26 protein-coding genes and 1 pseudogene are annotated in these 26,316 nt (G+C 25.8%); 16 read left to right on the top strand and 11 right to left on the bottom strand.

Annotated elements, in window-relative coordinates:
• Positions 1–21 precede the first annotated feature (21 nt).
• Positions 22–900 carry a bile acid:sodium symporter family protein gene (locus tag MPF13_RS05030; RefSeq protein ID WP_249981237.1) on the bottom strand — a complete coding sequence of 293 codons (879 nt, stop codon included), beginning with the start codon at positions 898–900 and terminating at the stop codon, positions 22–24.
• Positions 897–1,757, bottom strand: coding sequence for a sterol desaturase family protein (locus MPF13_RS05025; protein ID WP_249981236.1), 861 nt, complete (start codon positions 1,755–1,757; stop codon positions 897–899). Before MPF13_RS05025 ends, MPF13_RS05030 begins: the two co-directional genes overlap by 4 nt.
• Before the next feature lie 123 nt (positions 1,758–1,880).
• Between MPF13_RS05025 and MPF13_RS05020 the strand changes: the two genes are divergently transcribed.
• Positions 1,881–3,899, top strand: a complete 2,019-nt coding sequence (locus MPF13_RS05020; RefSeq protein ID WP_249981235.1) for a tetratricopeptide repeat-containing sensor histidine kinase — start codon at positions 1,881–1,883, stop codon at positions 3,897–3,899.
• Complete coding sequence (locus MPF13_RS05015) at positions 3,896–4,567, top strand: response regulator transcription factor (RefSeq protein ID WP_249981234.1); 672 nt, start codon at positions 3,896–3,898, stop codon at positions 4,565–4,567. The genes MPF13_RS05020 and MPF13_RS05015 overlap by 4 nt, the downstream gene beginning before the upstream one ends.
• Positions 4,568–4,608: 41 nt before the next feature.
• Here the strand turns inward: MPF13_RS05015 and MPF13_RS05010 are convergent, their stop codons facing one another.
• Complete coding sequence (locus MPF13_RS05010; RefSeq protein WP_249981233.1) at positions 4,609–4,779, bottom strand: hypothetical protein; 171 nt, start codon at positions 4,777–4,779, stop codon at positions 4,609–4,611.
• A gap of 216 nt (positions 4,780–4,995) precedes the next feature.
• On the opposite strand from MPF13_RS05010, the gene MPF13_RS05005 reads away from it, so the two are divergent.
• Entirely contained in the window at positions 4,996–8,751 is a 3,756-nt protein-coding gene (locus MPF13_RS05005; protein ID WP_249981232.1) for an NACHT domain-containing protein, read from the top strand.
• A gap of 43 nt (positions 8,752–8,794) precedes the next feature.
• Here the strand turns inward: MPF13_RS05005 and MPF13_RS15670 are convergent.
• Positions 8,795–9,115 (bottom strand): annotated as a pseudogene (locus tag MPF13_RS15670) (IS982 family transposase); the annotation flags it as partial.
• Positions 9,116–9,353: 238 nt separating this feature from the next.
• On the opposite strand from MPF13_RS15670, the gene MPF13_RS05000 reads away from it, so the two are divergent.
• Positions 9,354–10,454, top strand: coding sequence for an SDR family oxidoreductase (locus tag MPF13_RS05000; RefSeq protein ID WP_249981231.1), 1,101 nt, complete (start codon positions 9,354–9,356; stop codon positions 10,452–10,454).
• On the opposite strand, the gene MPF13_RS04995 is transcribed toward MPF13_RS05000, so the two are convergent.
• A complete protein-coding gene (locus tag MPF13_RS04995) occupies positions 10,455–12,287 on the bottom strand; it encodes a C25 family cysteine peptidase (RefSeq protein ID WP_249981230.1) in 1,833 nt (610 codons plus the stop codon). It lies immediately after the preceding gene.
• A gap of 157 nt (positions 12,288–12,444) precedes the next feature.
• On the opposite strand from MPF13_RS04995, the gene MPF13_RS04990 reads away from it, so the two are divergent.
• The 12 genes from MPF13_RS04990 to MPF13_RS04935 all read left to right on the top strand — a co-directional run bounded on the left by MPF13_RS04990 (position 12,445) and on the right by MPF13_RS04935 (position 22,974).
• Positions 12,445–13,326 (top strand): T9SS type A sorting domain-containing protein, encoded by an 882-nt coding sequence (locus tag MPF13_RS04990; RefSeq protein WP_249981229.1) that lies wholly within the window; start codon positions 12,445–12,447, stop codon positions 13,324–13,326.
• Entirely contained in the window at positions 13,323–14,087 is a 765-nt protein-coding gene (locus MPF13_RS04985; protein WP_249981228.1) for a hypothetical protein, read from the top strand. Before MPF13_RS04990 ends, MPF13_RS04985 begins: the two co-directional genes overlap by 4 nt.
• Positions 14,084–15,001: a matrixin family metalloprotease gene (locus tag MPF13_RS04980; protein ID WP_249981227.1), complete on the top strand. Its 918-nt coding sequence runs from the start codon at positions 14,084–14,086 to the stop codon at positions 14,999–15,001. The genes MPF13_RS04985 and MPF13_RS04980 overlap by 4 nt, the downstream gene beginning before the upstream one ends.
• 182 nt (positions 15,002–15,183) lie before the next feature.
• Positions 15,184–16,041 (top strand): hypothetical protein, encoded by an 858-nt coding sequence (locus tag MPF13_RS04975; RefSeq protein WP_249981226.1) that lies wholly within the window; start codon positions 15,184–15,186, stop codon positions 16,039–16,041.
• Positions 16,042–16,827 (top strand): phosphoenolpyruvate carboxykinase (ATP), encoded by a 786-nt coding sequence (locus MPF13_RS04970; RefSeq protein WP_249981225.1) that lies wholly within the window; start codon positions 16,042–16,044, stop codon positions 16,825–16,827.
• On the top strand, positions 16,824–17,099 hold the full coding sequence (locus MPF13_RS04965) for a PqqD family protein (protein WP_249981224.1): 276 nt from the start codon (positions 16,824–16,826) through the stop codon (positions 17,097–17,099). Before MPF13_RS04970 ends, MPF13_RS04965 begins: the two co-directional genes overlap by 4 nt.
• 16 nt (positions 17,100–17,115) lie before the next feature.
• Positions 17,116–17,535 (top strand): S24/S26 family peptidase, encoded by a 420-nt coding sequence (locus tag MPF13_RS04960; protein ID WP_249981223.1) that lies wholly within the window; start codon positions 17,116–17,118, stop codon positions 17,533–17,535.
• Positions 17,513–18,586 carry a nucleotidyltransferase family protein gene (locus tag MPF13_RS04955; protein ID WP_249981222.1) on the top strand — a complete coding sequence of 358 codons (1,074 nt, stop codon included), beginning with the start codon at positions 17,513–17,515 and terminating at the stop codon, positions 18,584–18,586. The genes MPF13_RS04960 and MPF13_RS04955 overlap by 23 nt, the downstream gene beginning before the upstream one ends.
• Positions 18,562–20,175: an ATP-binding cassette domain-containing protein gene (locus MPF13_RS04950; protein ID WP_249981221.1), complete on the top strand. Its 1,614-nt coding sequence runs from the start codon at positions 18,562–18,564 to the stop codon at positions 20,173–20,175. Before MPF13_RS04955 ends, MPF13_RS04950 begins: the two co-directional genes overlap by 25 nt.
• A 6-nt stretch (positions 20,176–20,181) precedes the next feature.
• Entirely contained in the window at positions 20,182–21,558 is a 1,377-nt protein-coding gene (locus tag MPF13_RS04945; protein ID WP_249981220.1) for a glycosyltransferase family 2 protein, read from the top strand.
• Positions 21,548–22,066: a hypothetical protein gene (locus tag MPF13_RS04940; protein ID WP_249981219.1), complete on the top strand. Its 519-nt coding sequence runs from the start codon at positions 21,548–21,550 to the stop codon at positions 22,064–22,066. Before MPF13_RS04945 ends, MPF13_RS04940 begins: the two co-directional genes overlap by 11 nt.
• Positions 22,063–22,974 (top strand): endonuclease/exonuclease/phosphatase family protein, encoded by a 912-nt coding sequence (locus MPF13_RS04935; RefSeq protein ID WP_249981218.1) that lies wholly within the window; start codon positions 22,063–22,065, stop codon positions 22,972–22,974. The genes MPF13_RS04940 and MPF13_RS04935 overlap by 4 nt, the downstream gene beginning before the upstream one ends.
• Positions 22,975–23,016: 42 nt before the next feature.
• Here MPF13_RS04935 and MPF13_RS04930 read toward each other — a convergent pair whose 3' ends face one another.
• The 6 genes from MPF13_RS04930 to MPF13_RS04905 form a co-directional block, all read right to left on the bottom strand.
• On the bottom strand, positions 23,017–23,457 hold the full coding sequence (locus MPF13_RS04930; RefSeq protein ID WP_249981217.1) for a hypothetical protein: 441 nt from the start codon (positions 23,455–23,457) through the stop codon (positions 23,017–23,019).
• Complete coding sequence (locus tag MPF13_RS04925; protein WP_249981216.1) at positions 23,444–24,112, bottom strand: primase-like DNA-binding domain-containing protein; 669 nt, start codon at positions 24,110–24,112, stop codon at positions 23,444–23,446. The genes MPF13_RS04930 and MPF13_RS04925 overlap by 14 nt, the downstream gene beginning before the upstream one ends.
• 68 nt (positions 24,113–24,180) lie before the next feature.
• Complete coding sequence (locus MPF13_RS04920) at positions 24,181–24,777, bottom strand: hypothetical protein (protein ID WP_249981215.1); 597 nt, start codon at positions 24,775–24,777, stop codon at positions 24,181–24,183.
• Entirely contained in the window at positions 24,767–24,988 is a 222-nt protein-coding gene (locus MPF13_RS04915; protein ID WP_249981214.1) for a hypothetical protein, read from the bottom strand. Before MPF13_RS04915 ends, MPF13_RS04920 begins: the two co-directional genes overlap by 11 nt.
• Before the next feature lie 20 nt (positions 24,989–25,008).
• Positions 25,009–25,290 (bottom strand): DNA cytosine methyltransferase, encoded by a 282-nt coding sequence (locus tag MPF13_RS04910; protein ID WP_349666021.1) that lies wholly within the window; start codon positions 25,288–25,290, stop codon positions 25,009–25,011.
• Between the two features lie 165 nt (positions 25,291–25,455).
• Positions 25,456–26,316, bottom strand: coding sequence for a DNA cytosine methyltransferase (locus MPF13_RS04905; RefSeq protein ID WP_249981213.1), 861 nt, complete (start codon positions 26,314–26,316; stop codon positions 25,456–25,458).

The raw sequence follows: 26,316 nt of genomic DNA, 5'->3' as shown, positions 1-26,316 counted from the left end.
TAATATATAGTGACCTAAATGTTAAATCAATAGGGATTTTCCCTTAAAAAAAGATTTCCTACTAAAGACAACAACTATTAATCCAGTAACTGTCATAACTACTCCATATATTATAGAAGGAAGAGCTGCAGTATCATTTCCAATTACTACTAAAGATATTGCAAATGCTAAATTATTATTCTGAAAAGCAGATTCAATAGCAATGGTTTTTGAATGAATTTGATTTATATAAAAAAATCTTGAAAAAAAATATCCAATACTAAACATTGATATGTTTAATATTAAACAAGATATAGTTAGTATTTTCCAATCAATTAATAATAGTTCTAAATCTCTTGTTAGAATAAGTATACCCATAATAATAACAACTATATAATATAGAATCAAGTATTTATCAAAAAGAGCATTTGCTTTTTTTTTAAAGTTAGGAAATACTTTTTTGAATATTAGAGCTAATAATATTGGTAGTATAACAACTAGAAATAGTTTGATCATTAAATCCAAGCTATTAATGGTAGTGCTAATACCTTCAATTGGTAAATATTTATAAGAATTATATAATATAAATGGGAGTGAAAAAAAAGCTATAAAAATTCCTCCAAGAGAAGTTAGACTTACACTTAAGGATACATCGCCTTTAGACCAATATGATATTATACCACTTGTAGTACCACCAGGTACGGCTGCGAGAAGTAATAAACCAATAGAATAAATATTATTTAGGTCTAAAAGAATTATTATGATAATAGCTATTAGTGGGGTAATAAAAATTTGTACGAATAAACCCAGTATAAGCTCTTTAGGCTTACTAAAGTGAAACTTCAGTTGATTAATATTCAGTTTTAGTCCTAGTCCAAACATTACAAGGCTTAATGCTAGACTTATTATTATATCTATCATAGTTTATTTATTTCTTTAAAAGGGTACTTTAATTGATCAATAAAATCTTTTGGTACTTTAGAGTTTTTAACACCAACATCTTTACATTCTTGCTCATTTATATTTGGCAAATAGTACGTTCCAAAAATTAAATCGTATATAATTAATACATGACCAAAATTATTCTGTGCCTTATTTTTTTCGCTAGAATGATGCCAGTGATGAAGAATTGGAGTGGCGAAAAAATAATTAAGCCTTTTTGTTTCTAATTCAAGGTTTGAGTGCTGTAAAAAAGATACAACTCCAGTAATAACAAGATATAATGATAAAACATCTTCTTTTATACCTAAAAAAAATACTATCATTAATGGTAATATAAGTCTATAAAGAATATCAATTGGATGAGATCTTGAAACATTAAGACTCCACATTTTATTTGGAGAGTGATGAATTTCATGAAATAACCATAATTTTTTTTGATTATGAGATAACCTATGAAGCCAGTAACTGAAAAATTCTACTATTAATAAATAAAATAAGATTTGAAAAAAAATATTAATTGAATGAGGGAAAAGAGAAAAATCTAGTATTTTTGAAAGCTTTTCGCCTAACCAAATTAATAAACCTGAAATAGTTATTTTTGTAATATGACCAACACCAATTCCAGATACCAGAGTATAAAAAACATCTAGTTTAATGTCTTTTTTCACTTCTCCCCATTTAAGAATTTTTGGATATTTTTTTTCAGCAAAAATAATAACAAATAAAGATGATAATAATAATATTGGTGTTAGGTAAGCTAAATATATTGTGTCTTTAAGTAATAAAAAAAGAAACACATTTATTATTAACAGGCTATGATAAAAATATTTTTTCAACAAAGTACGCATAATCTTTTTTTTTCAAAAATCCCTATTTATGACTCATTATTCAATAGGGATTTTCCCTTAATTTTAAACAATAGCTAATTATTTCAAAATAATTTAGATTACTTTTATTTTATGAATAACTGGTTTATATTTTCAATATTGAGTTTTACATTAATTTGTTTCAGCTTTAAAACTGTTTACAATAATGAAAAACTATATATTTTAATAAATAAAGCAAAACAGTTAGAGAAAAATAAAGATTTTGAAAACGCCTTAGAAGTATACAATGAATCCTTGAAAATTGCTTCAAGCAAGAATTTGATTTATAATGCCAGCTATATTTATAAAAAAATAGGATTAATTTATTACAAGCAGAAAAAGTATGAGGATTCAAAAATTCACTTTAAAAAAAGTATTTTAAGAGATTCAGTTACTAAAAATGCTGCGGACTCTTATTTTAATCTTGGGTTAATATATAGAAGAGTAAAAGAGAAAGACAGTCTGTTTTGGGCTTTAAATAATTCATTAAATATTTATAAGAATTTAGATGACAGTGCAGATAAATTTTCAACGTATTCAAAAGCAGGAATTCTATTTAAACAAGCGGGACAGTTTAATACAGCAATTACTTATTTATTATTAGCTTATGATGGTTTTTCAAAACAAAAAAATCTATTAAAAAATGCGAGTGTTTGTTATTCAATTGGTGAGACACAAAGACTACTTGGTAATTTAGAGATCGCTAGAAAATATTTAACAGAAAGCCTTAATATTAGAAAACAACTCTCTGATACATTAAAGACATCTTACGCTTATAATAATCTTGCGAACTTATATAAGAATGAAAAGAACTATAAATCTGCTATAGTAAATTATAGAGAAGCAATAAAAACTCAAAATGGCTTAAAAAAGAAAAAAGAGATTGGAAAAATGCTTAATAATTTGGCTACAGTTTATTTTTTAACTAATAAATACAAATTAGCCTTAAAAACATATAAAAAAGCACTTGCAGAAAAAAAACTAGAGCAAGATACTTTATCGATAGCCTATACCTATAATGAATTGGCATTGTTGGCAATAAAAAATAAAACCTATAATAAAGCGAAATCCTATTTAGATTCTTCAAAATTATACCTATCTACTATCTCCAAAAAAGAAGTTTGGCTGCGTTATTATGAGGTTCAATCTGAATATCATAAAAGTAGATATGGTTATAAAGTGGCTTTTGAATTTAAAGAAAAACAATATCAATTGTATAAAGAACTGTTTGATGAAAAGCAATCTAAAACGATACAAGCACTTCAAGAAAAATTTGAAAACCAATTAAAATTGCAAAAAATTTCAGAATTACAAACAAAAAATGAACAAAAAAAATCTGTTATAACAATTCAAAATCAAACCTTAAAGAACAAAAACTTATTACTCTTCTTGTTTGGTTTACTAATTCTAATTCTTATAGGTATTTACTTTTTTATAAAGCAAAAGCAGAGAGAAAAGCTGCAAATATTAGAAAATAAAAAATTAGAGGAAATCCTTGAAAGTAAAGAATTGGTTAAAAGTCATATTAGTAAAGATTTACATGATATTATTACCACATCCTATGATGGTATTCGACTTAAAATTTTAGCTTTAGAAAAAGCTAAAAATCCTAAGGAGATTAGAAAAACAATCATTTATGATATTAAAAATATCAATCATGAAATTCGTTTAATTTCACATCGTTTATCACCACTTGGAAATAAAATAAAGGAGGCATCACTAAATGATATTATCATTTCTCAATTATCAGAATTCCAACATTACAGACAAATTTTTGTTGCTGTACAATTACCATTGCCAAATGTATTAAATCAAATGATTTTAGAAGCACAAACTAATTTTTATGGAATCCTATTGGAAATATTAAATAATATTGAAAAGCATTCTAAAGCAACAAAAGTCGAAATTAAACACCATATTAAAAATAATAAAACGTTACTATTTGAATTTTGCGATAATGGTATTGGATTTAAAAATGAACAAGTTAAAGGGATTGGGCTGATGAATATTAAACAACGTACCAAATTACTTGGTGGAGACTTTATTATAATAGATACAGAAAACGGAACATCTATAAGCATCAATTTTCCAATTAAACAAAACTTAATATGAAAAATAGACTCAATATTCTATTAGTTGAAGATTCTATTTCTTTTGCACAAGGAATGGAGTTACTTCTTTTACAACACCCTAAAATAAATAAGGTATTGCATACAATAAACTATGAAGCCACATTGGATGTATTAAAAATAAATAGTATAGATATTATAATTTTAGATTTAAATTTTGAAACCAAACAATTTGATGGTTTTATGATTGCAAAAAAAGTAAAACAACAATATCCTGCTATTAAAATTATGATTTTAACCCAGCACACTAGAAAACATCATTACAATCGACTTTTAAACGAATGTAATATAGATGCTTATCTTGATAAACAGTTGGGGATAGAAGAAACGTATACCGCCATTGAAACAGTTATGAAGGGACAACATTATATAGATAAAAATATTTCCGAGATGTTAGACATTGAACACTGGATGCAGGCTTCTGTAAGAGAACAGGAAGTTATTATGCATTTAATGAAAGGAATTACACAAAAAGAAATTGCAGATAAACTTTTTATATCTCCTAAAACGGTTGAAGTTCATATAAGAAATTTATTTCATAAGTTTAAGGTTAAGAACACAACCGAATTGGTAAGTAAATATATTAGATACAAAAATGCAAATAGAGAAAATATAGATGAAAGTACATCACCTTTTAAATCTTTGGAATAAAAAAGCAGCGATATAATTATATCGCTGCTGGAAAGAACAAACTAATTGTTTGGTTCTAATTCATCTTCTTCACCTGCTCCTTCAGATGGAGGAGTGTCAGTTGCAGAATAATGAATTTGCTCAACATCTTTTACTTTATCATTACTGATTGAGTCAGATGTTTTCATTCCAATAGCCAAAGCTATTAAAATGAAAGGAAAGAACTGTATCATGTTTAAACGTTCTTGCCTCGATCGAGCTTAGTCTTACAATCGCCAGAAGACTAAGGTTTGTGTAGACGATTTCCTTGTACAGAGGATGTTACTTTTTGTAACACAAGTCAAATATCAGGGGAGATTGTAGTTTTTTAAATATTACGACCTAAAAAGACCTAAAGATTCCCATTCTGTCTTTCTAAGGTCTAAGTCACAAAGAAAATATTGAGTTATATGAAGGAGAATCCTATTATTATCACTTTTAAGAAAGCCAAGGAAGAAGGAGCTTTAGTTTATTTTAAAGATTTACAAAGGGCGCAGATTATGAATTGCCTTTTAGATTTTTTAAACAATCAAGACCTTAAGGAAAAGGAACAACCTCTTATCATTAATTATTTCCCTAGCTTAAAAACTATAAATGAAATTAAAACGAATTGCAAGCCAGCTGATTTTAGACCAATAGTCAATTTTTTAAAAGAAGGAACAAGTCCAAATAGACATGGGATATTTCCTTTAACAAAATTATTATTAGAGTTTGATATTTCTAAGGCTAAAAATTCAATTGAATTTATTCAACAAAAATTTGAAACCACAACTTCAAGTATAGATTTAATTAAGCATTTGAGAGAATTCTATTTAAATGATACTAATTTCAACAGCATCAAAGTAAATGGCAATATTGATAATAAATTAGGTGTTTTATCAATGGACGATTATTACATCCAACTTTCTTACACCTCCTATGAAGATATCGATAACCGAGATAGTCTATTAAAACTTGAAAAAGAGTGTGCGTATTCTAAGGTTAACAAAAGTAAAGCCAACAGTAGGAATTTATCAAAAGATTATATTTCTGATAGTATTCTTGCCAATAATAAAATAATTGTTAGTGGAAACCCAGGAGTAGGAAAATCTACCTACGCCAAATGGTTGTGCTACAAATGGGCAAAAGATGCTATTAGTATTAAAAAAGCAAAGCTTCTAATTTATATTCAATTAAGAGATGTCAATTTTAATAATGAAGATTTTATTTTAAGTTACATCAATCATCAATATTTTTCTGCTTTAGAAAGTGAATTGACCTCGTTGCAAAATTTAAGTGATTTTCAACTAATGCTAGATGGTTTTGATGAATTATCATTTGAAAACCGAATAAAACTCTCATCACAAATAAAAAACTATAATTATATCGTTTTGTCACGTCCTTATGGATTAATTAATCACGAATTAAATTACGATGTTTCATTGCAAATAGACGGTTTTAATGATATCTGTACTGAACAATATTTAGATGCTGTTCTTAACAATCAACAAAAAAAGGAAAAACTACTTAGATTAATTGATAAGAACAGAGTTTTAAAGGATTATTCCAGCAACCCTTTAATGCTGTCCTATATTGCATTAATATATGTAGTTAGTAAGTCGATTGAAAAAGATTTATCTTCAATTAAATCGATATATGATTTACAAGAAAAAGTTTACAGTTGGATTTTAGATTATTCCTTTAAAAAAGGAAGTATTAAACCTAAATTATTTCAAAAATCAAGTAAATTAATTGAGAAATTTTCTTACCAAATGCAAATAAATAAACAATTTGTTTATTCTGGCAGGTTAGATGACAAACATTCTAGCACAGTTGAAATTTTATCGTCAATAGGTTTAGGAAGTCAAAAGAGAAGTTTTGATGATCCATTTTCATGGCTGTTTAGTTTTCATACAATCACGTTTCAAGAATTTTTGGCTGCTCGTTATTTAAAAGAACAAAAATTAAATGTCGAAGCAATCGTTTATCTAGTTACCGATTCATTTTTCTGGAACTTATGTATTATGTTAGTTGGAATGCTATCTGATAATAATTCAAATTTTCAAAAGCAAAACAAACATTCAGATTTATTAATAAATGTCTTAAAGTTTTTATATCAATTTTATTCTAAACAGCATCATCAATATTATGGGTATGCCTATTATATGCTTTTGGCAGAATGTAATAATGACACCGTAGCAAAAATTATTGAAGAAAAAGACTTAAAATTAATGATAGACTTCTATAAAAGAGCCTATTTTGATAATTTTTGGAATACCATAATCTATGAATCTATTAATAAAATCATTTATAAATCATCTTATCAAATTCAAGCTAAATACATTGGTCAATTAAACATTGAATTAGCAAAAACTTTATGCAAGCCTGAAGAAAAAATTGATATTGAACAAAATTTATATTATTTGTCAGATCTTATAAAAATAGGAAGAAATTATGATGAAGGTTCAATTTTAAAATCATTCATTCCTGTTTTAATTAGTTTTAAAAACAAAATAAATTTATTAAGTAATGAGGCGTCATCTTTAAAATATGAAAATATTGAAAACACGAATGACCAAGCGTTGATTAATGATTTTGAGGTTCTAAATGACAATGAGGCTTGGGTTAGAAGTAATTTGTTATCATTTTTTAATGATTTAGAGTTTTTCTCATCAAGAAAATTACAACACCATAAAGATGAGATTACTACTTTATATAAAGAAGAGGTGACTTCTGTATCTATATTAAAAAATGTGCTTGTAAAAATAATTCCTGTACCTAGTTTAATTCAAATTGAAGAACAATATAATGAAATAGTAAGATTTAAAGAGAACAACAATATAGTCGAAAATGAGGAAATACAAGGTTTCTATTTTAGTTTAACACTAAAATTAGCTGAAAATCTTTTTATTCTAATAAATGATATATTACTTTTTTCAAATAGAGATTTAGAGAAAATTAACCTGTATTTAAAATTTCTTGTTAATGATGTCATAAGTTCTGAACATTATGAATGTATAAATCATTTTTATTTAGAGCATTTAATAGATATATTAATAGAAAACCTTACCATTATAAATAGTTCAAAGCTTTACGATTTACTTTTTTGTTTAGTTAAGAGGTTTGATGCCATAATTTTTAATAGAATACCTAATCAAACTATTTTCAATAAGTATCTTTTAGCTATTTTTAATGAAGTAAATAAAACTTTAGATTTAGCTTTAATAAACGAATTGATAGTTGTATTAAAATCTTCTCCAAATGCAAGACTTTATTTCTTTAATTATAGAGATTCCCTTTTTCATGTATTCAAATTATTAGTAGAAAAGAATATAATTTCATTAGAGAATAAAAATATAAAAGATGAAAACTACGATGAAGTTGTCTCTACTTTAGTTGAGATTACAGAAATATTTGAAAAGAATTATGATAAAAAGTTCATTTTGGAACAAATTGAACTAAATAATCTTTCTTCTTTATATCAATTTGAAGATGGAATTATACTACAAACGGTAGCAACTAATTTTATTTTTTATGAAGATAAGTATTGGGAATTATTCAAATTATTTTATGAAAATAAAGGTTGGAAAATTCATACCGTTCTTCCATTTGTAGCTAACGAAGAATTGTTTTTATTTAAATCGAATCATATTCAATTAGTGAATATTTTTATTAATTTATTTGAAAATAAAACTAATTTTTCTAAAATGACACTTTCAGATGAAGGGGGAGAAATTTTAGTTTTTATTTGTAATATTTTAAAATGTTTAAAGCACTTTGAGGATGTTGAAGTAAAACATAAAGCATTAAAATTAGTTGAAAAGCTTTTAGGAAATAAAAATATTTTAAATTTTTGTGATTATAAAGTTATTGATTTAACCCCTGTTGATTATTTATTAGCCTATATCCTCTTTGACTTTTACAATCCTAAGTATAAAAATTTCTTAATAAAATTAGATATAAACACTAAATTAAGCAAAGAAACAGGGGCAAAAATAATGTTAATGGACAGCTTAATTGAGTTTACTGAAAACAAAAATTATGGTATTGAAATTCAAGAAATAGAAAAGTTTAAGCCAGTTTTAGGAGATGTTTTTTATCAAGAGTTGATAAATTTAATAGACCAAAGACTTATTAATAAAAATGTTTTTGATGCTCATTATTTTGAAACGGTATTATTACCTTAACAGACATTTTTGTTTTAAAAAATTAATATAAATACTATTGGTTAACAGCTGTAGAATCTATAAAAGAAATACCTGAACATTTGCCTAATCCATAAGGTTTTAAGTAGACAGCTAAAGGCTGGATCACTTTCTTTTGGAGTTCTAAAAATCGATTATAAGAGACCAAATCTGGAAAGCAATCGTTCATATATTTACAAACATGGTAAAGGTAAAAGTGCTTTAAGTTTCGATAGGATTATAAGTGAAAAATAACCATAATGGTTATTACTTCACTTTTACTCATTTTTGATTTTCTTTTTCTTTTTTTAGGTTGAGAAGTGTCTGAAATACTATGTTTTGTTAAAATAGCATAAAATTCTTTCATAAAATCGTCTAGATTTCAATAATTTTATCATTAGAAATCATAAGCAGAATAATTTTAGTTTATTGGAATTTAGGACTTTAATACACTAAATTTTCTGCTTTTTTCTATTATAAAAACTAAATTTATTACGTCGAACTCACGTTAATTAAGTATAAAATTTTTTATTGTGTTTAAAAAATAAAGTGTTTTTCAAAATTCTATTTCCGCACATTTTTGTTACATTTAACAAAAACAATCTATGAATATAATTTTAACGGGTGTAACAGGTACTCTAGGCTCACAAGTTTTATTAGAATTTTTAAAAAAAGAGACAATAGAAAAAGTTATCTTATTGATTAGAGACAAGAAAAATTTATCAGCAGAACAAAGGTTTCAGAAAATCCTAAAAAGTGCTATTTTTAATAGTCAATCAGCAATACTTTCTAATTTAAATAAAAAAATTCAAGTCCTTAATTCGGAAGAGTTTTTTAACCCTTCAAAATATTTATTAGAAAAAGATAATAACTACTTTATTCATTCGGCAGGATATGTTAATTTATCAACGGACATTTCACAAAAGGAATTAATTTTTGAAGAAAACTTTTCATTTGCAAAGAAAATTTTTGAAACTTTTCATTTTTACATTAACAAGTTTACTTACATAAGTACAGCATTTGCTATTGGGGACATTGGAGGATTAATTGAAAACAATTACCACAATAATTTATCTCCTAACTATAGAAATTCTTATGAGGAATCAAAACATAAAACCGAAAAATATCTTTTAAAAGAAGGAGAAAAAAATAGTGTTCAAGTTCAAATATTAAGACCTAGTGTTATTGGAGGTAATATCATAAACAAACCTTTAAGTTATATTTCAAAATATATGGTTTATTATTTAGTAGGAAAATTCTTTAATAAAAACCCCCTATTAGAAAATAATACGATAAGGATTTCTGTTAATTTTAAAGCAGGTCTAAATATTATCCCTGTAGATTATGTTGCAAAAGTAATAGCAAAAGTTTTTCTTAAAGATATTCAACAACTAAATATAACACATAATAAATGTACTAATTTAGTTACAGGTTTAACAAGAATAATAGAAACTGCTGGATTTAAACAATTTTCTTTTTTAGACAATATCTTAACACATCATATTAAAGATAAGAATAAATTTGAAAATTTTTATTATTCTTCAATTGGAGATCACTTATCTCCATATACTTTATCTAAACCTTATGAATTTGATACTAAATACCTAGAGAGCATACTACCAATACCTCAATATAATTTAGAAGATTATTTAGAAGAAACCTTAAAATATGCAATAAAAAACAATTTTAGAAACGAAAAATGGTAGCTAATATTTTAAAGTTGAAATACCAAATAAATTATAAGCATGTATATCATCTAATGTTAACTCGTTCTTTTTAAAAAGTTCTTTTTTCATTTTAGTAATAACAGACCCTAAAGACTTATTTCTATTCTTAAGAAGATAATTAGTAATGTGTTTATAGTTACTAATTTGCGAATAACCAGAGACGGATAGGGAAGTTACAGACCCTTTATCTCTAAGGGCTAATAAATTTTCTGAAAACGAATTTCTTTTATGATAAGCAAATGTTCCTGTCCAACAAGATAAATCAATAAGTATAAATAAGTTATTCTTATTTAAATTTTTCATATCAGAAAATTCAACTTTCTTATTATCGCTCCAACCAGAAAAAGACGCATGCCCTGTAAATTGGAAAGTTTTCATATTTTTAATATTATCATTTAAATAATTAGGAATAAAATTAAAGCCCAAAAGCTTTTTTAATGCATTTTGTCTTTTAAATGATGTATAAGAAACTTTCTTTTTCTTTTCTATATCGTTTAAAACAGAAATATCGTCATAAATTACATAATTGTTTTTATTGTTTAAATTCAAAAAAGAAGTTGTTTTTTTAATATAACAATCTAATTCCAATGTTGTTTTGAAAGGTAATCTAGAAATAGAAAAAAGAGGAGATGCAGGGTCATTTTTATAAGTATAAATATAATCTGTCTCTATTCTAGTATTTCCTTTAAATTGAGTATAAAAAAATGTAGGTATTAAATCCTCTTTATTTTCTTTAATATTTGAATCTCCAACCAATAAAACATGTTTAGGTTTTATATAATGTAAATATTTCTTTAAAGCTTTAGGGTCAGCTGTTGAATAAGAATACTTATTATAGACATCTTGAACATTAATATAATTATATGATAAGTTTGGATTTATTATATTTAATAGCTCTTTTAACGCTTTAAGATTATTTTCAAACTCCTTATTATATAAAATTAAAAAATCTACTTTTTTATAACTAGGATGGATAACATTTATAAGTTTAACTTCTTCAATTTCAGTTTTCTTTTGAATGATTAGATTTGAAACTCTTTTATTTTTAAATACTCTTTCTAGTTTATTCTTTTTTAAAGTAAAATAAAAATAATGTTCATTAATCTCCTTTAAAGTTTTAGGAGAAGAAAAAGTGTTTTTTTCGAATTTATATTTTAATACTATTTCAATATCAGCAAAAGAATTTATTTTTATTGACTCAACACCTACATCATTAAATAACGAAATCAATTCTAAAGCAATCTTCTCACTTTTAATATTATTGATGGGGATATTTAAAAACTGATCTCCGTGACCTTCTAAAACGTAATGCTTCTCCATGTTGTTTATTTTAAGTATAATGGGGGCATTTGAACTTTTAAAATTATACAGGTTTAATTGTATTTCTTTAGAATAACCATTTGTTTTTTTTATAACCGTAAAGTTAGTTTTAAATGATTTTCCATCTGAAATAATATCTGTAAACCAATGTTTTTCATTTAATGAATTAGAAAGAGCATATTTATAATATTTTTTTTTCTTTATAATCTCCCAAGAAGAAACAACTATCGGCTTAATCTTTTTAGTTTCGATTCTAGATATTTGGTAGTTTCCTCTAGAGGGGCAATAAAAATATACATAATTCTTGTTTATATAAACTTGAGAACTTTTATTTTGATAATAAAGATATAGATTGTTACCTATTAAATTAGACGGAATTTTAGTTTTATAAACCCCTTCTTTTTTAACATTAAAATAAAAATCTTTAGTATTTGAAAAAGTAAAATTATAGCCAAAAAGAATAATTGATAATGATATAATTAATGATTTCATTTTTAATTTTTTCGAAATTTAGATTTTTTCTAAGGCAAAAAAAAGGAAATGCTATTTTTTTTATATATTTACAATGCAAATTTGTTATGATCTTTACTTTTCTTCGAAAAGTTGCTATTTAGAATACTTTATATTTAAATTATTAAAACTAAAAATTATGAAAAAAAAGTACTACCTTATTTTAGGTATTGCTGTTTTTTTTCTTGCAACAGCTTTTACAACATATATCGCTGTTAATCAAGAATACGAGACAAGCGATGTAAGTGATTTATCATTTCAAGAACGAGTGGTTTATCACGATGATGAAATTCATTCATTAGAAAATTATTATACAAATGTGACAAGCAACACAGCAGTAGTAAATGACTATAATTCAGTAATGACAGAATTTGAAGATGTTATTTTACAACAAAAAAAATATATGGAAGATAATAATATAACACTAGAACAGGTTAGAAATAACCCATCTATTTTACCTGTTAACTTTCAAATTTCAGATTTACAATATTCTAAAATAACGAATATCGTTAATACTGTTAAGCCTGATTCTTCTCCTCAACTCAGTGAATCATTAACTACGTTAAATGAATACGTTGGTTTAGCAAGAGAACCTAGTATTAAATACTCTCAATTAGAAATATACGAAGATGCTTCTGGTGAAGATTTATTAAATCCTTATGCTTTTAAAGGGACTTCAACTAAAAAGAAAGGACTAAAGTCTAAAGAAGCAGTTCGTAAGTTAAAAGACTTACTTAAAAAACCTTTAAAACTAACTGAGGGTCAAATTTCGGTTTACCCTAACCCTTTTAATGAATTCTCAAAAATATCTTTTATCAATTCTGTAAAAGGAAATGTTTTATTTACTATTTATGACTTAAATGGGAAAAAAATAGTTTCTGCTTTTAAAGAAGTAGAACAAGGTGCTGTAACTATTAACTCACAAGATATTTTAAAAGAGAAGCTTGCAAAAGGATTATTCATATTGAAGATTAAAAATTCGGAAGGAAAAGTATTAACCCACAAAATTTTATCAAAATGAAAAAGATAATAATAATTTTAAGTTTAATATTTAGTTATAATTCAGTTTTTTCTCAATTAAAAAACAAAGAAAAGCTTTCTAAAAAACAATTGTCAGAATATAAAATTGATTATTCTAAAAAAATGGAATCTTTGAATTTAAAACATTCAGCTAACTATTTCTTTGATAATAATATTAATATTTATAAATATAATGAATTAAAAAGCAAAGGAGTTGATTTAGTCAAGGTTGATAAATCTACCAAAAAAAATTATAAAAGTGCTCTTTTATTTTCTAATACTCATATTAAAGGAACTGTTATTAAGAGAGATTATATTGGGGATAAAGACTCCTACTTTCACACAGAGTTATCAATAAGAATTGATAATCCATATTATGGGACATATTTAAGTAAAGGAAAAATAATTAAATTAAAGTTAAGATCAGGTAAAATTGGAGATAAATATTTAAAAATGTCTAATGAACCTGATTTATTTTTAGGAGAAAATGTAATTCTTTATTTAACTTCTATTGATAGTGAAAAATTTAAAAACTCACTAAAAGGTATAAATAAAGTTAATGAGCATTATAAGTTAAAAGGAAATAAAGATTTAAATGAAATTTTTTTAAAAAAAAGTAGTAAAACTAGTAATTCCTATGTCATATACAAAAAATATACGGTTAAAAACAATATAGTTTTTGATAAAAACAAAAAAAGAATTGGTAATTTAGAAGATGTAGAAAAGAATATTAAAATAATTTCTAAAATAAATAAGTCATGAAAAGAAAAATAACAATATTTTCAGTTGCTTTTATAGCTCTTGCGACTTTGTGTTCATATGTTTTACTTCCATATACCATGAAATATAGAACTGGAACTGGGTATATAAATTTTAAAATTACTGGAATCATCGGTACGCCCACTTCAGGTTTGCCTTATCATGAATATGGACCTGTTTTGTACAATACCCTTATTTATGGAGGAGGTGGCGATATATTAAATAACAATAATTTACCTAAATTTAATGTAACTTACAGTACTAATGTACCAACTTCCACAATCGGAAATAATCAAGATGAATGTGGAGTAGGATATAATTCAGATCCTGATGCAATGATGTATACCCAAACCATGTATCAAGGATCTCATATAGTTGAAACCGACATAATGGTTAATACAAACTTTGGTAATATATCTTCAACAGGAGGAACTTATACTACTAATGTTGGGTCTAATGAATTTGATAGAGTTACAGCATCAAGACATGAAATAGGTCATGTCCAAGGTTTAGACCATAGTCTTGATAATAGATATTTAATGTATGAATCTATTTCTAGAGGACAAAGAAAAACATACGATGGAGATTATACAGCTGGATTAAATTGTATTTACAATGATAGTTGTGCTCCTTATACAGGTACTGGTGATATTACCATAGAAACAAAAGCACAAAAATCAAATTCCAATTTAAAAGAATTAAGTTGGAAAATCAGCAATGATAATTCAATTTTAGGTTTTAATATTTATTTTTCTAATAAGAAGTTAAATACAGAAAGTACTTATAATAATCAATTAATTAAAACCGAAATTGATTCTAGCAATGAATATAAATTTACAGTTATAAATAACTCTTCAAACACTTACTTTTTAGAGATTGTTTACGAAAATGGTTTAAGAACTTATAAGAATTTTTAAAATATACATTATGGAAAAAATAAAAAAAGAATATACCTGTCCTAAAATTATTTATCAACAACCATTAGAAACTAGAGCAGGAAGTTCTGGAGGTGGTCCAAGTTAAAGTGATAATGGAATAAAGCTCTATAGTATTAAAAGAGTCAACTTTGTTGACTCTTTTTTAATTCAATGTGAAAAATATGCTATCATTTTTTAAAGAAAAAAGAAAACTCTTTAATATTTTCAATAATACACCATTAGATTGGGATTATAATTGTTTCGTTTCTATTAAGGATTTTACTATTAAAATTAATACAAATAATTTAGAATTAAGCTCTTATATAAAAGATACTCTAATTGAATATCTAGCAGAAGGTAAATCAAAGTATGTTTTCAACTTTTTAACCTATGAAAAACATTCAAAAGTTGTCACAAATAAAAATAAAGATTTCATTATTAGTTATATTCGTTTTTTTGATACTTTCTTTTACTATAGGCAACATAAGAACTCTAATACTATAGATGTTTTATTGCCAAATAAATTTGAAAATTGGGAAGTTGAAAATTTTTTTAAAATATTTATCTCTAGTATTTCTTTAAACCACAATTGCCTATTAATTCATGCCAGTGCAATTATTATTGAAAATGAGATTGTATTATTTTCAGGTCAATCAACAGCAGGTAAATCAACAATCGCTAGCTTATCTGGTTATCCAATAATTCACGATGATAATATTTTAATCTCTTACTTAGGGAATGAAATTTTTGAAATTGAAGCAATACCTTTTAAAACACCATATAAAAAAAATACTTTTAGAGGAAAAATTAAAGGTTTTTATAGATTATTTCAAAGTAACCAAACTTATATAAAAGAGGTTGATGTAAATAAACAGTTAGTCCATTTGTTATTTGGTTTGTGGGCTTTTGATCATTTTAATAATGAAAACACCAATAATTACAATAAAGAAATTTTAAATTATTGTATGCAAATTTTACCTTTTTTAAAAGTAAAAGAATTATACTTTACAAAATCAAATGATTTTTTAAAACATATTTAAATGCAAAAAATTGTTTTACAAATAGCAGAAATTCAAATTCAAATTGAATCTAAAATTACTGGAATTACAAATAGGTTTAAAGAATTTTATCACTATTTCATTACTTATAATGACAATATTGAAATTGATCACACAATTGTTGTAATTGAAGAAAAAATTTATCCAAACCTTAATAACGAAAATTATTTAGGATTTAATTTTCAAGGATATGCATATAAAACAGAAAAAAACAAATCAACTTTAATAATTTCTTCTATCAAAAACTCTTACCAATATACTGAAGAATTTTTACTTTTTATGTTTTCCAAATTATGTTTAAATCAAAAAAAAATAATTTTTCATTCATCAGTATTAATAGATAAAAAAAATAATGCTTATGTTTTTTTCGGACCTTCAGGGATAGGAAAAACAACAATTTCTAAAAAACTTACAGAGTTTGAGGTTTTTTCTGATGACATGATTGTAATAGAAAAAAATAGTGAAAAATATAATTTACATAAAACCCCTTTTGAAAGAGCTAAAACATATAAAGACCCAAAAAAAGTTAATATAAAAGGATTTTATAGGTTAGTGCAATCTGATAAAATTAAGATAAAAAGGCTAAATTTAGCAAATTCTTTTAATTGCCTATTATCAAATTTATGGTTTAACAATTATGATAAAGAAAATATAAAACCTTATTTTAGAATCATAAAAGACTTAACAAACAATCTTCCTATTTTTGAATTTCACACTAATAAATTAACAACTCAAAAAGAAATAATAAATATTTTAAAGAAAGTATGAAAAAATTTAAATTAACCGAAGATGTTCTAATTCAGATAATTGACGAACAAGCTGTAATTGTTTCTCCTAGTGGAGGAATGATAACCACAGTTAATGAAACTGGGGCTTTTATTATAAGGTTTTTGAAAAACAACAAGGATGTTACTTTAGAAGAATTAGTAAGAGTTGTACAAGCAGAATTTGATGCACCAAAAAATATAATAACTAATGATGTTTTAACCTTTATTGAAGTTATGTTAACTAATAAAATAGTAGAGAAATTTGATATTTAAAGTTAATGGAAATAGTATGTGGCCATTATTAAAAAATGGAGACGAGATTTTAGTTTCTAAAAACTCATACGAATTAAGGAAAGGTGATATTATAACCGTCCATAACTCATATGGAAGAATCTTAACACATAGGATAATTGATGAAAAAAAGTTAATTACAAAAGGAGATAATAATGTTTTTCCTGAAAAAGCTCTTATTGGAAGCTCATATAAATTAATAGGAAAAGTGGCTTATGTTATAAAGAATGGGAAAAAAAATGATATAAATAAATTAAATACTATTTTTTTTAAATATTCATTTTTTGAGATGAAAATATATGCCAGTATAAAGAATTATATCCCCTTTAATACTTTTATATACTGTTTAAAAAAAATAACATACTCATCATTTATTTTTATTGTAAAAATACGTTATGGAAGAAGTTATTCAATTTAAAAAAAGTTTTTTTAACAATTCATTTCCTGCTTTTTTTAAAGAGTTTATAGAGAAAAAAAAAGAAGTTCAACATATATTTGTTGCTAATCTTAAAAAAATAAATCTTGATTTATTTTTTTACCAAGCTTTGAAAAAATATGACCTTATTAGAAATTTAGATGATGAATTAGTAAATAAATTAAAGCGAGAATTTCTAATTGAAAAAGGAAGGGATGAATTTTATAAAAATCAATTTGGTTGTATAATAAAAAGTGCTTCTTCCCCAATTGTCCTTTTAAAAGGATGGCAGCTAAGAGATTTAATAGGTTTTGATTTATACAAGAGAAGCTGTGATGTTGACCTTTTAGTTCGTGAAAAAGATTTTAAGAAGACTATTTCTTTTTTAGAAAAAGATTTTAATTTTTTTCAAAAGTCAAAGTATATAGCTTATGGACAACAATGTATGCTTAACGAAAATAGTATGTGTATTGATTTACATAAAAAACTTATTGCTTTCAAAAATTTTGATAGCATTCTAAATTTTAGTGCAAACGAACTTTTTAAAGAAACTAATGATGTAAATAATAATAATGGTGTAATTTACTATGTTTTTAAGTTGGAAATGGAACTTATTCATCTTTGTATTCACTTCTTATTACATCATGAGGGATATGGTTTTATTTTAGTATATGAGTTAATGTGTTTTATAAATAACCATTTTCTTGAAGTTAGTATAAATGAATTGGTCAGAATAGCTAAAAAACATAAATGTTTAACAATATTAATTTACACTTTTCTAATTATCCAAAATTTATGTGCTTTAGAACTAGAAGTTAACAATCAAATAACAGATTTTATTAGAAAATATGATTATGATTTGGGTTGTAAAAAATCATTTAAAAAAGAATTTAATAATGAAAATTTTTATAAAAATAAAGGAATACCTAATGAAGTATTAGAAAAGTTATTGGTGACTAATTATGCGGATAAAATTTCATTTGAAGGAGCAGGTCTTAATTTTAAGGTATATTGTTTTTTTAAATCTTTATGGAAAAACTTAAAAATTGCATGATAAAAAAAATACTTTCGCATAAACGTTTTTTTAAATTACTAAAAGAAAGTATGATTGGTTTTAAAAACCGAATAATTATACTACTTATTTTCATTCTGCTTTTAACACTTATTAATATTTATTTACCTCATTTATTTGGAAGGATGACAGACTTATACATCAAAAATAAATTTGAATCCTTATTGATATCGTTAACAATTTTTCTCTATATCATAAAACTTATTATTCAATATTTTGTGTCTTTTTATACAAATTATTTTTCTGGCGGCATTTCTCTTCAATTAAAATCACTTATCATAAAACAATATGTAAAATCAAGTAGTATTCATACTTCATTTATAAAATCAGGAGATTTTCATCAAAGGATATTTAATGAAACAGGTTTACTTCAGGGGAAATTAATTTTTGGAACAATTCATTTTGCAAAAGATGTTATTTTTTTCATTTTACTTCTAATCAATATTTTTTTAATTTCACCTATACTATTTGTTGACCTTTTATTTTTCTCTACCCTTTTATTTTTATTTCATAATAAAATTAGTAACAAAGTAGAATTTATTAATAATGATAGACAAATTGAAAATGCAAATCTTTCTAGTTTTTTTCTGGAAATATTACAAGGGAAAAATGACATCATAATTTTCAATCTTCTTCATAAAGTAGTTAAAGTAGTTTTTAATATTACAAAAAAAATAAAAAAGCAAATACGTTTAAGCGCAGTTTACCAAGGTTTGACAGATGTATTTTTAGAGATACTAATAATTCTTTTTATTGGATCTATTATATTTATTTTACAGCTAAAGAATATGCAAATTTCTACAATAGTTACAACTCTTGGTTTTATTGTTTTTTTGCTATGGCCACTTAAAAGTATTAATACTTATTTAATGTCATTACATATCGTACTGCCTTCGATTAATAGAGTTGAACAAGTGCTAAAAAAGATGGAAACTGATTCTTTAAAAGGAAATAGAAAAATTATTGAAAATTTAAATGATATTTCTCTAACAATTGAAAATTTATCTTTTAGTTATGATGGTCAAAATATCTTTAATAAATCAAATTTTTCTTTTAGGAAAGGAGTTTATTTAATTTCGGGAAAAAATGGCTCAGGAAAATCCACTTTAGCTAATTTAATCTCTGGCATTATTTCTCCCCATGAGGGCGAGATAATTATTAAAGTCCAAAAACAATCTAATGCAATTGGGTTAGTTTCTCAAACACCTTTTCTATATAATGATACCATAGCAGAAAATTTGATGATTGATGAGTTAATAACTCATGAAAAATTAAATGAAATTGTTCAGATATATCGATTAAAAGAAATATTTAAATTTAATTTAACAAAGAATGTTGGAGAAAATGGAAAAAATCTGTCTGGAGGTGAAAAACAAATAATTAGTATTTTAAGAGGAGTACTCAAAAATCCTGATATATTGATATTAGATGAAATAACAAATAACCTTCCATTGCAACTGTATGAAGGATTAATTGAAAAGATTATTTCGAAAAGAAAAAGTAAAATAACAATTATAATGTCTCATCACAAAATCGATCCACTCTTTTTTAATGATGTAATAAAAATTTAAAATTCTATGAAAATATTCTTTGGTTCTGTATTTACACTTGTTATTGTATTTTTTTGTGTGCATGTATTAATACAAAGCATAAAATATAAAAGAATTGTACCTTTTGCTATTCTAATAGGTACTGTTTGTTTTTATTTGCTTTGCTTTTTAAATGAATTTGTTTTTCATTTAGCTTGGAGTTTATTACTTATTTCGCAAATTTTATTTTTAACTTACGTCTTCTGTTTTATGATTGTTTCTTTGAAAAGAAAAAAGGTTGTATCAAACATTAAAACTGACGAAGATAAAAATGTTTTAAAGTATGTATCTATTGTTATTGCAGTTCACAATGAAGAAAATGTTGTGGATGATACTGTAAATAACCTTTTGAACTTAAATTATCCGAAAGATTACTATGATATAACTTTTATTGATGATTTTTCTAAAGATAAAACGGTTGAAGTTCTTATGAATTATAGTGACCAAATAAATGTTATTGATAGGTCACTTACCTCAGACACTAATGTTATGAGAGGAAAACCAGCTGCTATTAATGAAAATATTAATACATTTAAAGGAGAACTGATTTGTGTGCTCGATGCTGATTCAATTATCGAGAAAGATTTTCTCAAGAAATTAGTTCCAAAATTCAAAGATAAAAATATGGGATTAGTGCAAGCAAGGAATATTTTTTATAATAAGAATCGAAATTTTATAACTCGATTAACATCTTTAGATATTTACTCAATGCAACATACTATTTACATTCCGATAAGTAGTTTAGGTTTTGGAATGTTTGAAGGAAGAGCTGGTATTTTTAGAAAGGATCTTTTTAAAAAATTAAATGGGTATGATACATCGCTCCCTGGAGAGGATTTTGATTTCGGATATAGGGTGAGTTTGGAAGGATATACTTCTAATTACGAAGATAACGTATTTTCAAAAGAACAAATAACTGAAACATTTAATGAATGGTTAAAACAAAGAAAGAGATGGTTAGGAAATCATGTATTGTCATGTTTTAAAAATCTAAAACCATTATACACAAATAAAAATTTATCATTTTCAAGAAAGGTTGCTGCTTTTTTCTTTATGATAAATTTATTATATGCTTTTACATTTAATTTTTTTGGACCTTTAATGCTTATTAATGAATTTAAGTATCAATCATCATACTCATACGTATTTATAATCTCATTTAGTTTGACTGTTTTTTTCTTTTGTTCTTCCTACATTTTTCGTTCAACGAAGATTTGGCTAATTCCATTGATTCCAATAATGATAATATATTATTGGGGTTTTACTGTTATTCAGACATGGGTCTTTATTAATGAAAAAGTATTAAACATTAAGCTTTCCTATAAAAAAGCATTTCACAGAAAACCTTTAACAAATGAAATATAAAATTATTTTTTTATTAGTGTTTTTTAATGCAGTTAATTTGTTTTGTCAACAAAATAAATGGAGCGTAAATCTCGAAGGTATTTCAACAACTAAGGGGCTGTTTAATTATTCATCTGTTGGATATGATGTTAATAATTTAAAATTTCAAGCAGGAATTTTACTTGGAAAAGAATATGTAAATAATGAGACGGTATTGGGTAGTCAGCTAGATATTATTTATTTCCCAAATAAAAAGAGAAACGATGCTTTCAATTTATTATTCATAGGAAGTATTAACTATTTTAGAAATACAGTGTTACTTAATTTTTCAAAAGTAACAACTAATTTTATTCAAGGAACTTTAGGGTATGGTTTTATTTATTCAATTTCAGAAAAATTAAACTTTAAAAGCAATATAGGCCTTGGGATTCTTTTAGAAAAAAGAGTTTTTAATTTTGATACAAATGACCCTAATAATAAATGGGGGTTTGGAGGAATAGTATCTATGGGTGTAACGTATAAACTATGAGTAAAATAAAATATTTTTTAGCTCTGATATTATTTACTTCTTGTGAAGATTTTTCTCTTTTCCAAAGAGATCAAGAAAATATCTTATTTTCAAAGAATATCAAATCATCGTCTGTTTTTGACGAAAATATTCTCATTGCTACTTTCAATATGAAACTTGGGTTTTGTCAAAATTGCGACCCTTTTTCTGGAGAATTAGGAGGTAATCATCAGCAATTAGACAGAATTGTAGAGATGATAAATCAGATGAATCTAGACATTGTTACTCTTCAAGAAGTAGGATATGAATATGATACTTCAATTATTGAAAATCAAATTAAATATATAGCAGAAAAAACTAACATGAATTATTCATATGGAATGGGTAGAGTACTACAAACTGGAAATAATTTGTTTTTAAAAGGTTATATTGGAAATGCTATTTTATCTAAATATGAAATAACTGATATTGATAACCCTGCGGTTAGATACATTGATTATTATAATCAGAATCATTGCTTAAAAGTTAAGTTAAAACTTTCAGAATCAAAAGAAATAACAATTTTAAATACACATTTTGAGTCAGGAAGCACTAATGATGAAAAAATCTTACAAATTCATAGAATAAAAGAAATTGCTCAAGGTATAGATACTCCAATTATTTTTACAGGAGATTTAAATCTGCCTTATAGTATCAATAATTTTTATTTAGAAATGCTTAATTTTAGTTTTTTTAATTCTTTAGAAAAAATTGATACAAATGAAAGGCAAAGTGTAGTTAACACAGGGACATTTATCAACGGTTCTGTTTTAGATTACATTTATTTTGATAAAAATAATTTTACAGTTTTGTCTGGAAAATTAGCTCCACAAGAGTATAGAGATATTTCTGATCATTTTCTTTATAAATTACAATTAAAAATTAAATAAGAGTAATTTAAAAAACACTCAAATAAATGAGTGTTTAGGTATTCAATTGTTTTCTAGCCAAATCTCAAAAGATTTGCTAAAACCAACCCATCTGTGATTTTTATCAAAACCACGTCCAGCCAATTCAAATTGAATCAACTTTTCAATAGGGATTTTACTATGCAGGATAAATCGTAAAATCTCTCCATCCATTGTAGAAAAATGTCCTACCAACTCTTCTAGATGTGGTGAAGGTTCTCTATCCATTCGGATATGACGAATATCATCATAATTCATTTTCGAATAATCTTTAGGAAGAATATCTAGAAAATCCATTTCCAATTCTTGGGCAGTTGCTTCTTCGCAGACTGCCCAATTATTATCTGGGCCATGTATAACTCCAAAAGTTATTTTTGCAATTCGATATTTAAAATTCAACCAAAGGCAATGATGAATCGCTTTTTCTTGTTTTTCAAAAATATCTAGATAATTATCTTTTTCCATGATTTTGTTTTTTATTGTTTGCATTTTTCTTTTTCGCATCTACAGGCTTTTCTTTACCATCCAGCTTTTGTGTTTCTTTTTTATCGGTTTCTGTTGGTGTTTGTTTGTCTTTTGAAGATACTCTTCCTACTTCTTCCTTTGGAATTTCCGAATTCTTATCAGGGTTAGCTTTCTCTTTCGAAAGTACACGCCCATTCAAAGAAATCATATCTTCACGAGAAGAAGCACCGTTTAATGCTTTCTTACGAAAGAGTTTCTGCGTATTAAACAACGAACGACATTTAATATTAAAAGCAGAATACTTTTCAGCTTCCTCATTTTTGTCCTTACAAATCTTTACATAAGCATCGTATAATTCGCCATTGGTCATTTGATTGTCTTTTGCTTTTATAATAATATCAAAAGCAAAAGCAGCAATAGTATTCATACTTTTTTGAGGTTCAGAAATATCAAAACCTAATTCCGTAATTTTAGCTTGTTGTGCTTCATTAGCATATTTCAGCATTACGCTCACATCTTTTCGAGAACTTTTTAATCGTTCAAAAATGATAGATTTTTCACTTTTTAAAGCTTCTATTTTAGTTTCTACTTCTTGCAGTAACTGTTGGTCTGTTTTGATGTTTTCAATTAAGACATCTACAATACTTGTATTCATAATTATTTAGTTTTAGATGGTGAATTACCATAGATTAAGTGCAAGTTGCACGGATTTATATTTAATTTTTAGTTTATTTTCCAAAGTGTGTGAATCACAAAATCAGTTGCACTTTGTTTGGTTTCTTTACAGATACTTTCTACTTCTTGTTCAGCTTCTTCTTTAGTGTCAAAAAAGAAAGAAGGTTGAGTAGTCACTGCATACTTGTCTTCATCTTTTACATCTGATGTAAAAATGGCAAAGACACGTTTTGTCTTTCCTCGTTTAAACAAGATTGAATAATAATTACTGACATCGTAATCATCCCATTGTTCAACAGGTTTATGTCTCAAATAGTGAATATCGAGCTGTATCTCATCAAAAAAACTATTTACTTCTTCTTGTGTTAATTTCGGAACAGCACTAATGTTTTTTTTCCATTGTTCTATTATAAAAGAAAGTACATTTGCATCATCTCCAATGAGTTCTAGTAACTCTTCATCCGTTTTTTCAGACAGCATACTTTTGTCATAAATGGTAAAGAGCCACAAGACTATTTCAATTAATTCTTTTCTTGAAAATAGCTGAAGGAAAATAGGATTAATTGCTGTTACTTTTCTTCTTTCAAGTTGATACTCCAACATTTCTAAAAAATGAAGTATCAATTTTCGTTGTTTAATCGTCATTGTTTTCATCTTTAGGTTCACAATGGTTTTCAATCGTTGCTAAAAGATGGTTGTAATCACTGCTTTTTGCTTTTTCTAATACCAAGTCAATTTCTTCTTGACTCCAATCTTCTTTTTGGGCTTGTCTTTGAAATACACCCATAATCATAAATGCATTTCCGTTTACGCCAACCAATTCAAGATTGACGGTTTTGTTTACTGCTTTTTTCATTTTTTAAAATTTAAAGGTTACTATTTAATTTTGTTAACTGCTTTCGAAAGTTCTTTTCCTAACTTTTCAATTATTCCAATCACCAAAGCATTACCCTTAAAAAAGGCACGTTGGTTATCCATAATTCCATCACATTTTGTAAAATCATCAGGAAATCCGTTCAATCGTTCCAATTCTATGGGATGTAATCTGCGATAACGTCCATTTACTTTGACCACATGTTTTTCTCTGGCGATGTAAGTTCCACCCTTTCGAGTAAGAATCGTTCTTGAAGGTTTGTTTAATGCATCGGGGAATGCCACCTTACTTTCACGATAGAAATAAGGTTCTCCTGTTTTTTTATGAATTCGTGGAATTTGTTTTGCTCCCTTTTTTATCTTCCAACCAGCTAGATCTTTTTCTTGGATATAAAAAGATTCGGGATCTGATGTTCTTCAAGTAAAATATCTTTGAGGGTTCTTTTTTTGTTAAACATTTTTTGGAGTAACTTTTAACGAACAATAAGCACCGTGTAGCATCACTCTTGCTTTTTCTAAGCGAAAAATATTGGTATCCTTCTTTTGCAAAAGGTTTTCAATAGATGTCGGTAAAATACCTACTTTAATCTGCTCATTTGAATCAACAGGGAAGGCTTTGGTAGCAATACTCGTTTTTGTAATCCAATCACTTATTTTGGAAGTTTTTAAAGTTCTGTAAAGAGATGTGTTTTTATGAAATCCCAAAATAAAGACTCTTCGTCTTCGTTGCGGAAAACCATAATCAGCGGCATTAATCACTCGCCATTCTACAGCAAACTCAATAGCATTTAAGCAATGGAGTATTACCTCAAAATCTTTTCCATTTTGTCCTGCTAGTGATGTGAGTAATCTGTCCACATTTTCTAATAAGATATAGGAAGGTTGGTTCGCTTTTAGAATCGCTTGAATACTCCACCACAATTTTCCTTTTTTGCCTTCAATCCCCTTGTTATGAGAACGATTGGCAATAGAGAAATCTTGACAAGGGAAGCCACCCACTAACAAATCGTGCTTTGGGATACAATGCATCTTATTTTTTACAATATGTTCAATATCTTCCTCAGAATTATGTTTACTTCCAAAACGATTCTTATACACTATATTCGCGTGTTGTTTTTTGGTTCTTGGCTCGAATTGATTACTCCAAACCACTTCAAAATCTGCTTCCTTTTTCTTTGGATACCCTTCCAAGGCAATCCGAAACCCACCAACACCTGCAAAGAGTTCTATTACTTTGAGTTTGTTTTTGGTTGCTGGTTTTCGGTTGATGGAATTACTATGATTTTCATTCGTAATTTCTGCTCCACTCAT

The organism is Polaribacter sp. Z022 (assembly GCF_023555495.1).
Taxonomy (GTDB): domain Bacteria; phylum Bacteroidota; class Bacteroidia; order Flavobacteriales; family Flavobacteriaceae; genus Polaribacter.
This window is presented reverse-complemented; position numbering and strand designations above follow the sequence as displayed.

Coding starts and splice junctions, on each gene's coding strand:
- MPF13_RS05030 (WP_249981237.1), bottom strand. CDS start 900: ATGATAGATATAATAATAAGTCTAGCATTAAGCCTTGTAATGTTTGGA.
- MPF13_RS05020 (WP_249981235.1), top strand. CDS start 1,881: ATGAATAACTGGTTTATATTTTCAATATTGAGTTTTACATTAATTTGT.
- MPF13_RS05015 (WP_249981234.1), top strand. CDS start 3,896: ATGAAAAATAGACTCAATATTCTATTAGTTGAAGATTCTATTTCTTTT.
- MPF13_RS05010 (WP_249981233.1), bottom strand. CDS start 4,779: ATGATACAGTTCTTTCCTTTCATTTTAATAGCTTTGGCTATTGGAATG.
- MPF13_RS05005 (WP_249981232.1), top strand. CDS start 4,996: ATGAAGGAGAATCCTATTATTATCACTTTTAAGAAAGCCAAGGAAGAA.
- MPF13_RS05000 (WP_249981231.1), top strand. CDS start 9,354: ATGAATATAATTTTAACGGGTGTAACAGGTACTCTAGGCTCACAAGTT.
- MPF13_RS04995 (WP_249981230.1), bottom strand. CDS start 12,287: ATGAAATCATTAATTATATCATTATCAATTATTCTTTTTGGCTATAAT.
- MPF13_RS04990 (WP_249981229.1), top strand. CDS start 12,445: ATGAAAAAAAAGTACTACCTTATTTTAGGTATTGCTGTTTTTTTTCTT.
- MPF13_RS04985 (WP_249981228.1), top strand. CDS start 13,323: ATGAAAAAGATAATAATAATTTTAAGTTTAATATTTAGTTATAATTCA.
- MPF13_RS04980 (WP_249981227.1), top strand. CDS start 14,084: ATGAAAAGAAAAATAACAATATTTTCAGTTGCTTTTATAGCTCTTGCG.
- MPF13_RS04975 (WP_249981226.1), top strand. CDS start 15,184: ATGCTATCATTTTTTAAAGAAAAAAGAAAACTCTTTAATATTTTCAAT.
- MPF13_RS04970 (WP_249981225.1), top strand. CDS start 16,042: ATGCAAAAAATTGTTTTACAAATAGCAGAAATTCAAATTCAAATTGAA.
- MPF13_RS04965 (WP_249981224.1), top strand. CDS start 16,824: ATGAAAAAATTTAAATTAACCGAAGATGTTCTAATTCAGATAATTGAC.
- MPF13_RS04960 (WP_249981223.1), top strand. CDS start 17,116: ATGTGGCCATTATTAAAAAATGGAGACGAGATTTTAGTTTCTAAAAAC.
- MPF13_RS04955 (WP_249981222.1), top strand. CDS start 17,513: ATGGAAGAAGTTATTCAATTTAAAAAAAGTTTTTTTAACAATTCATTT.
- MPF13_RS04950 (WP_249981221.1), top strand. CDS start 18,562: ATGGAAAAACTTAAAAATTGCATGATAAAAAAAATACTTTCGCATAAA.
- MPF13_RS04945 (WP_249981220.1), top strand. CDS start 20,182: ATGAAAATATTCTTTGGTTCTGTATTTACACTTGTTATTGTATTTTTT.
- MPF13_RS04940 (WP_249981219.1), top strand. CDS start 21,548: ATGAAATATAAAATTATTTTTTTATTAGTGTTTTTTAATGCAGTTAAT.
- MPF13_RS04935 (WP_249981218.1), top strand. CDS start 22,063: ATGAGTAAAATAAAATATTTTTTAGCTCTGATATTATTTACTTCTTGT.
- MPF13_RS04930 (WP_249981217.1), bottom strand. CDS start 23,457: ATGGAAAAAGATAATTATCTAGATATTTTTGAAAAACAAGAAAAAGCG.
- MPF13_RS04925 (WP_249981216.1), bottom strand. CDS start 24,112: ATGAATACAAGTATTGTAGATGTCTTAATTGAAAACATCAAAACAGAC.
- MPF13_RS04920 (WP_249981215.1), bottom strand. CDS start 24,777: ATGACGATTAAACAACGAAAATTGATACTTCATTTTTTAGAAATGTTG.
- MPF13_RS04915 (WP_249981214.1), bottom strand. CDS start 24,988: ATGAAAAAAGCAGTAAACAAAACCGTCAATCTTGAATTGGTTGGCGTA.
- MPF13_RS04905 (WP_249981213.1), bottom strand. CDS start 26,316: ATGAGTGGAGCAGAAATTACGAATGAAAATCATAGTAATTCCATCAAC.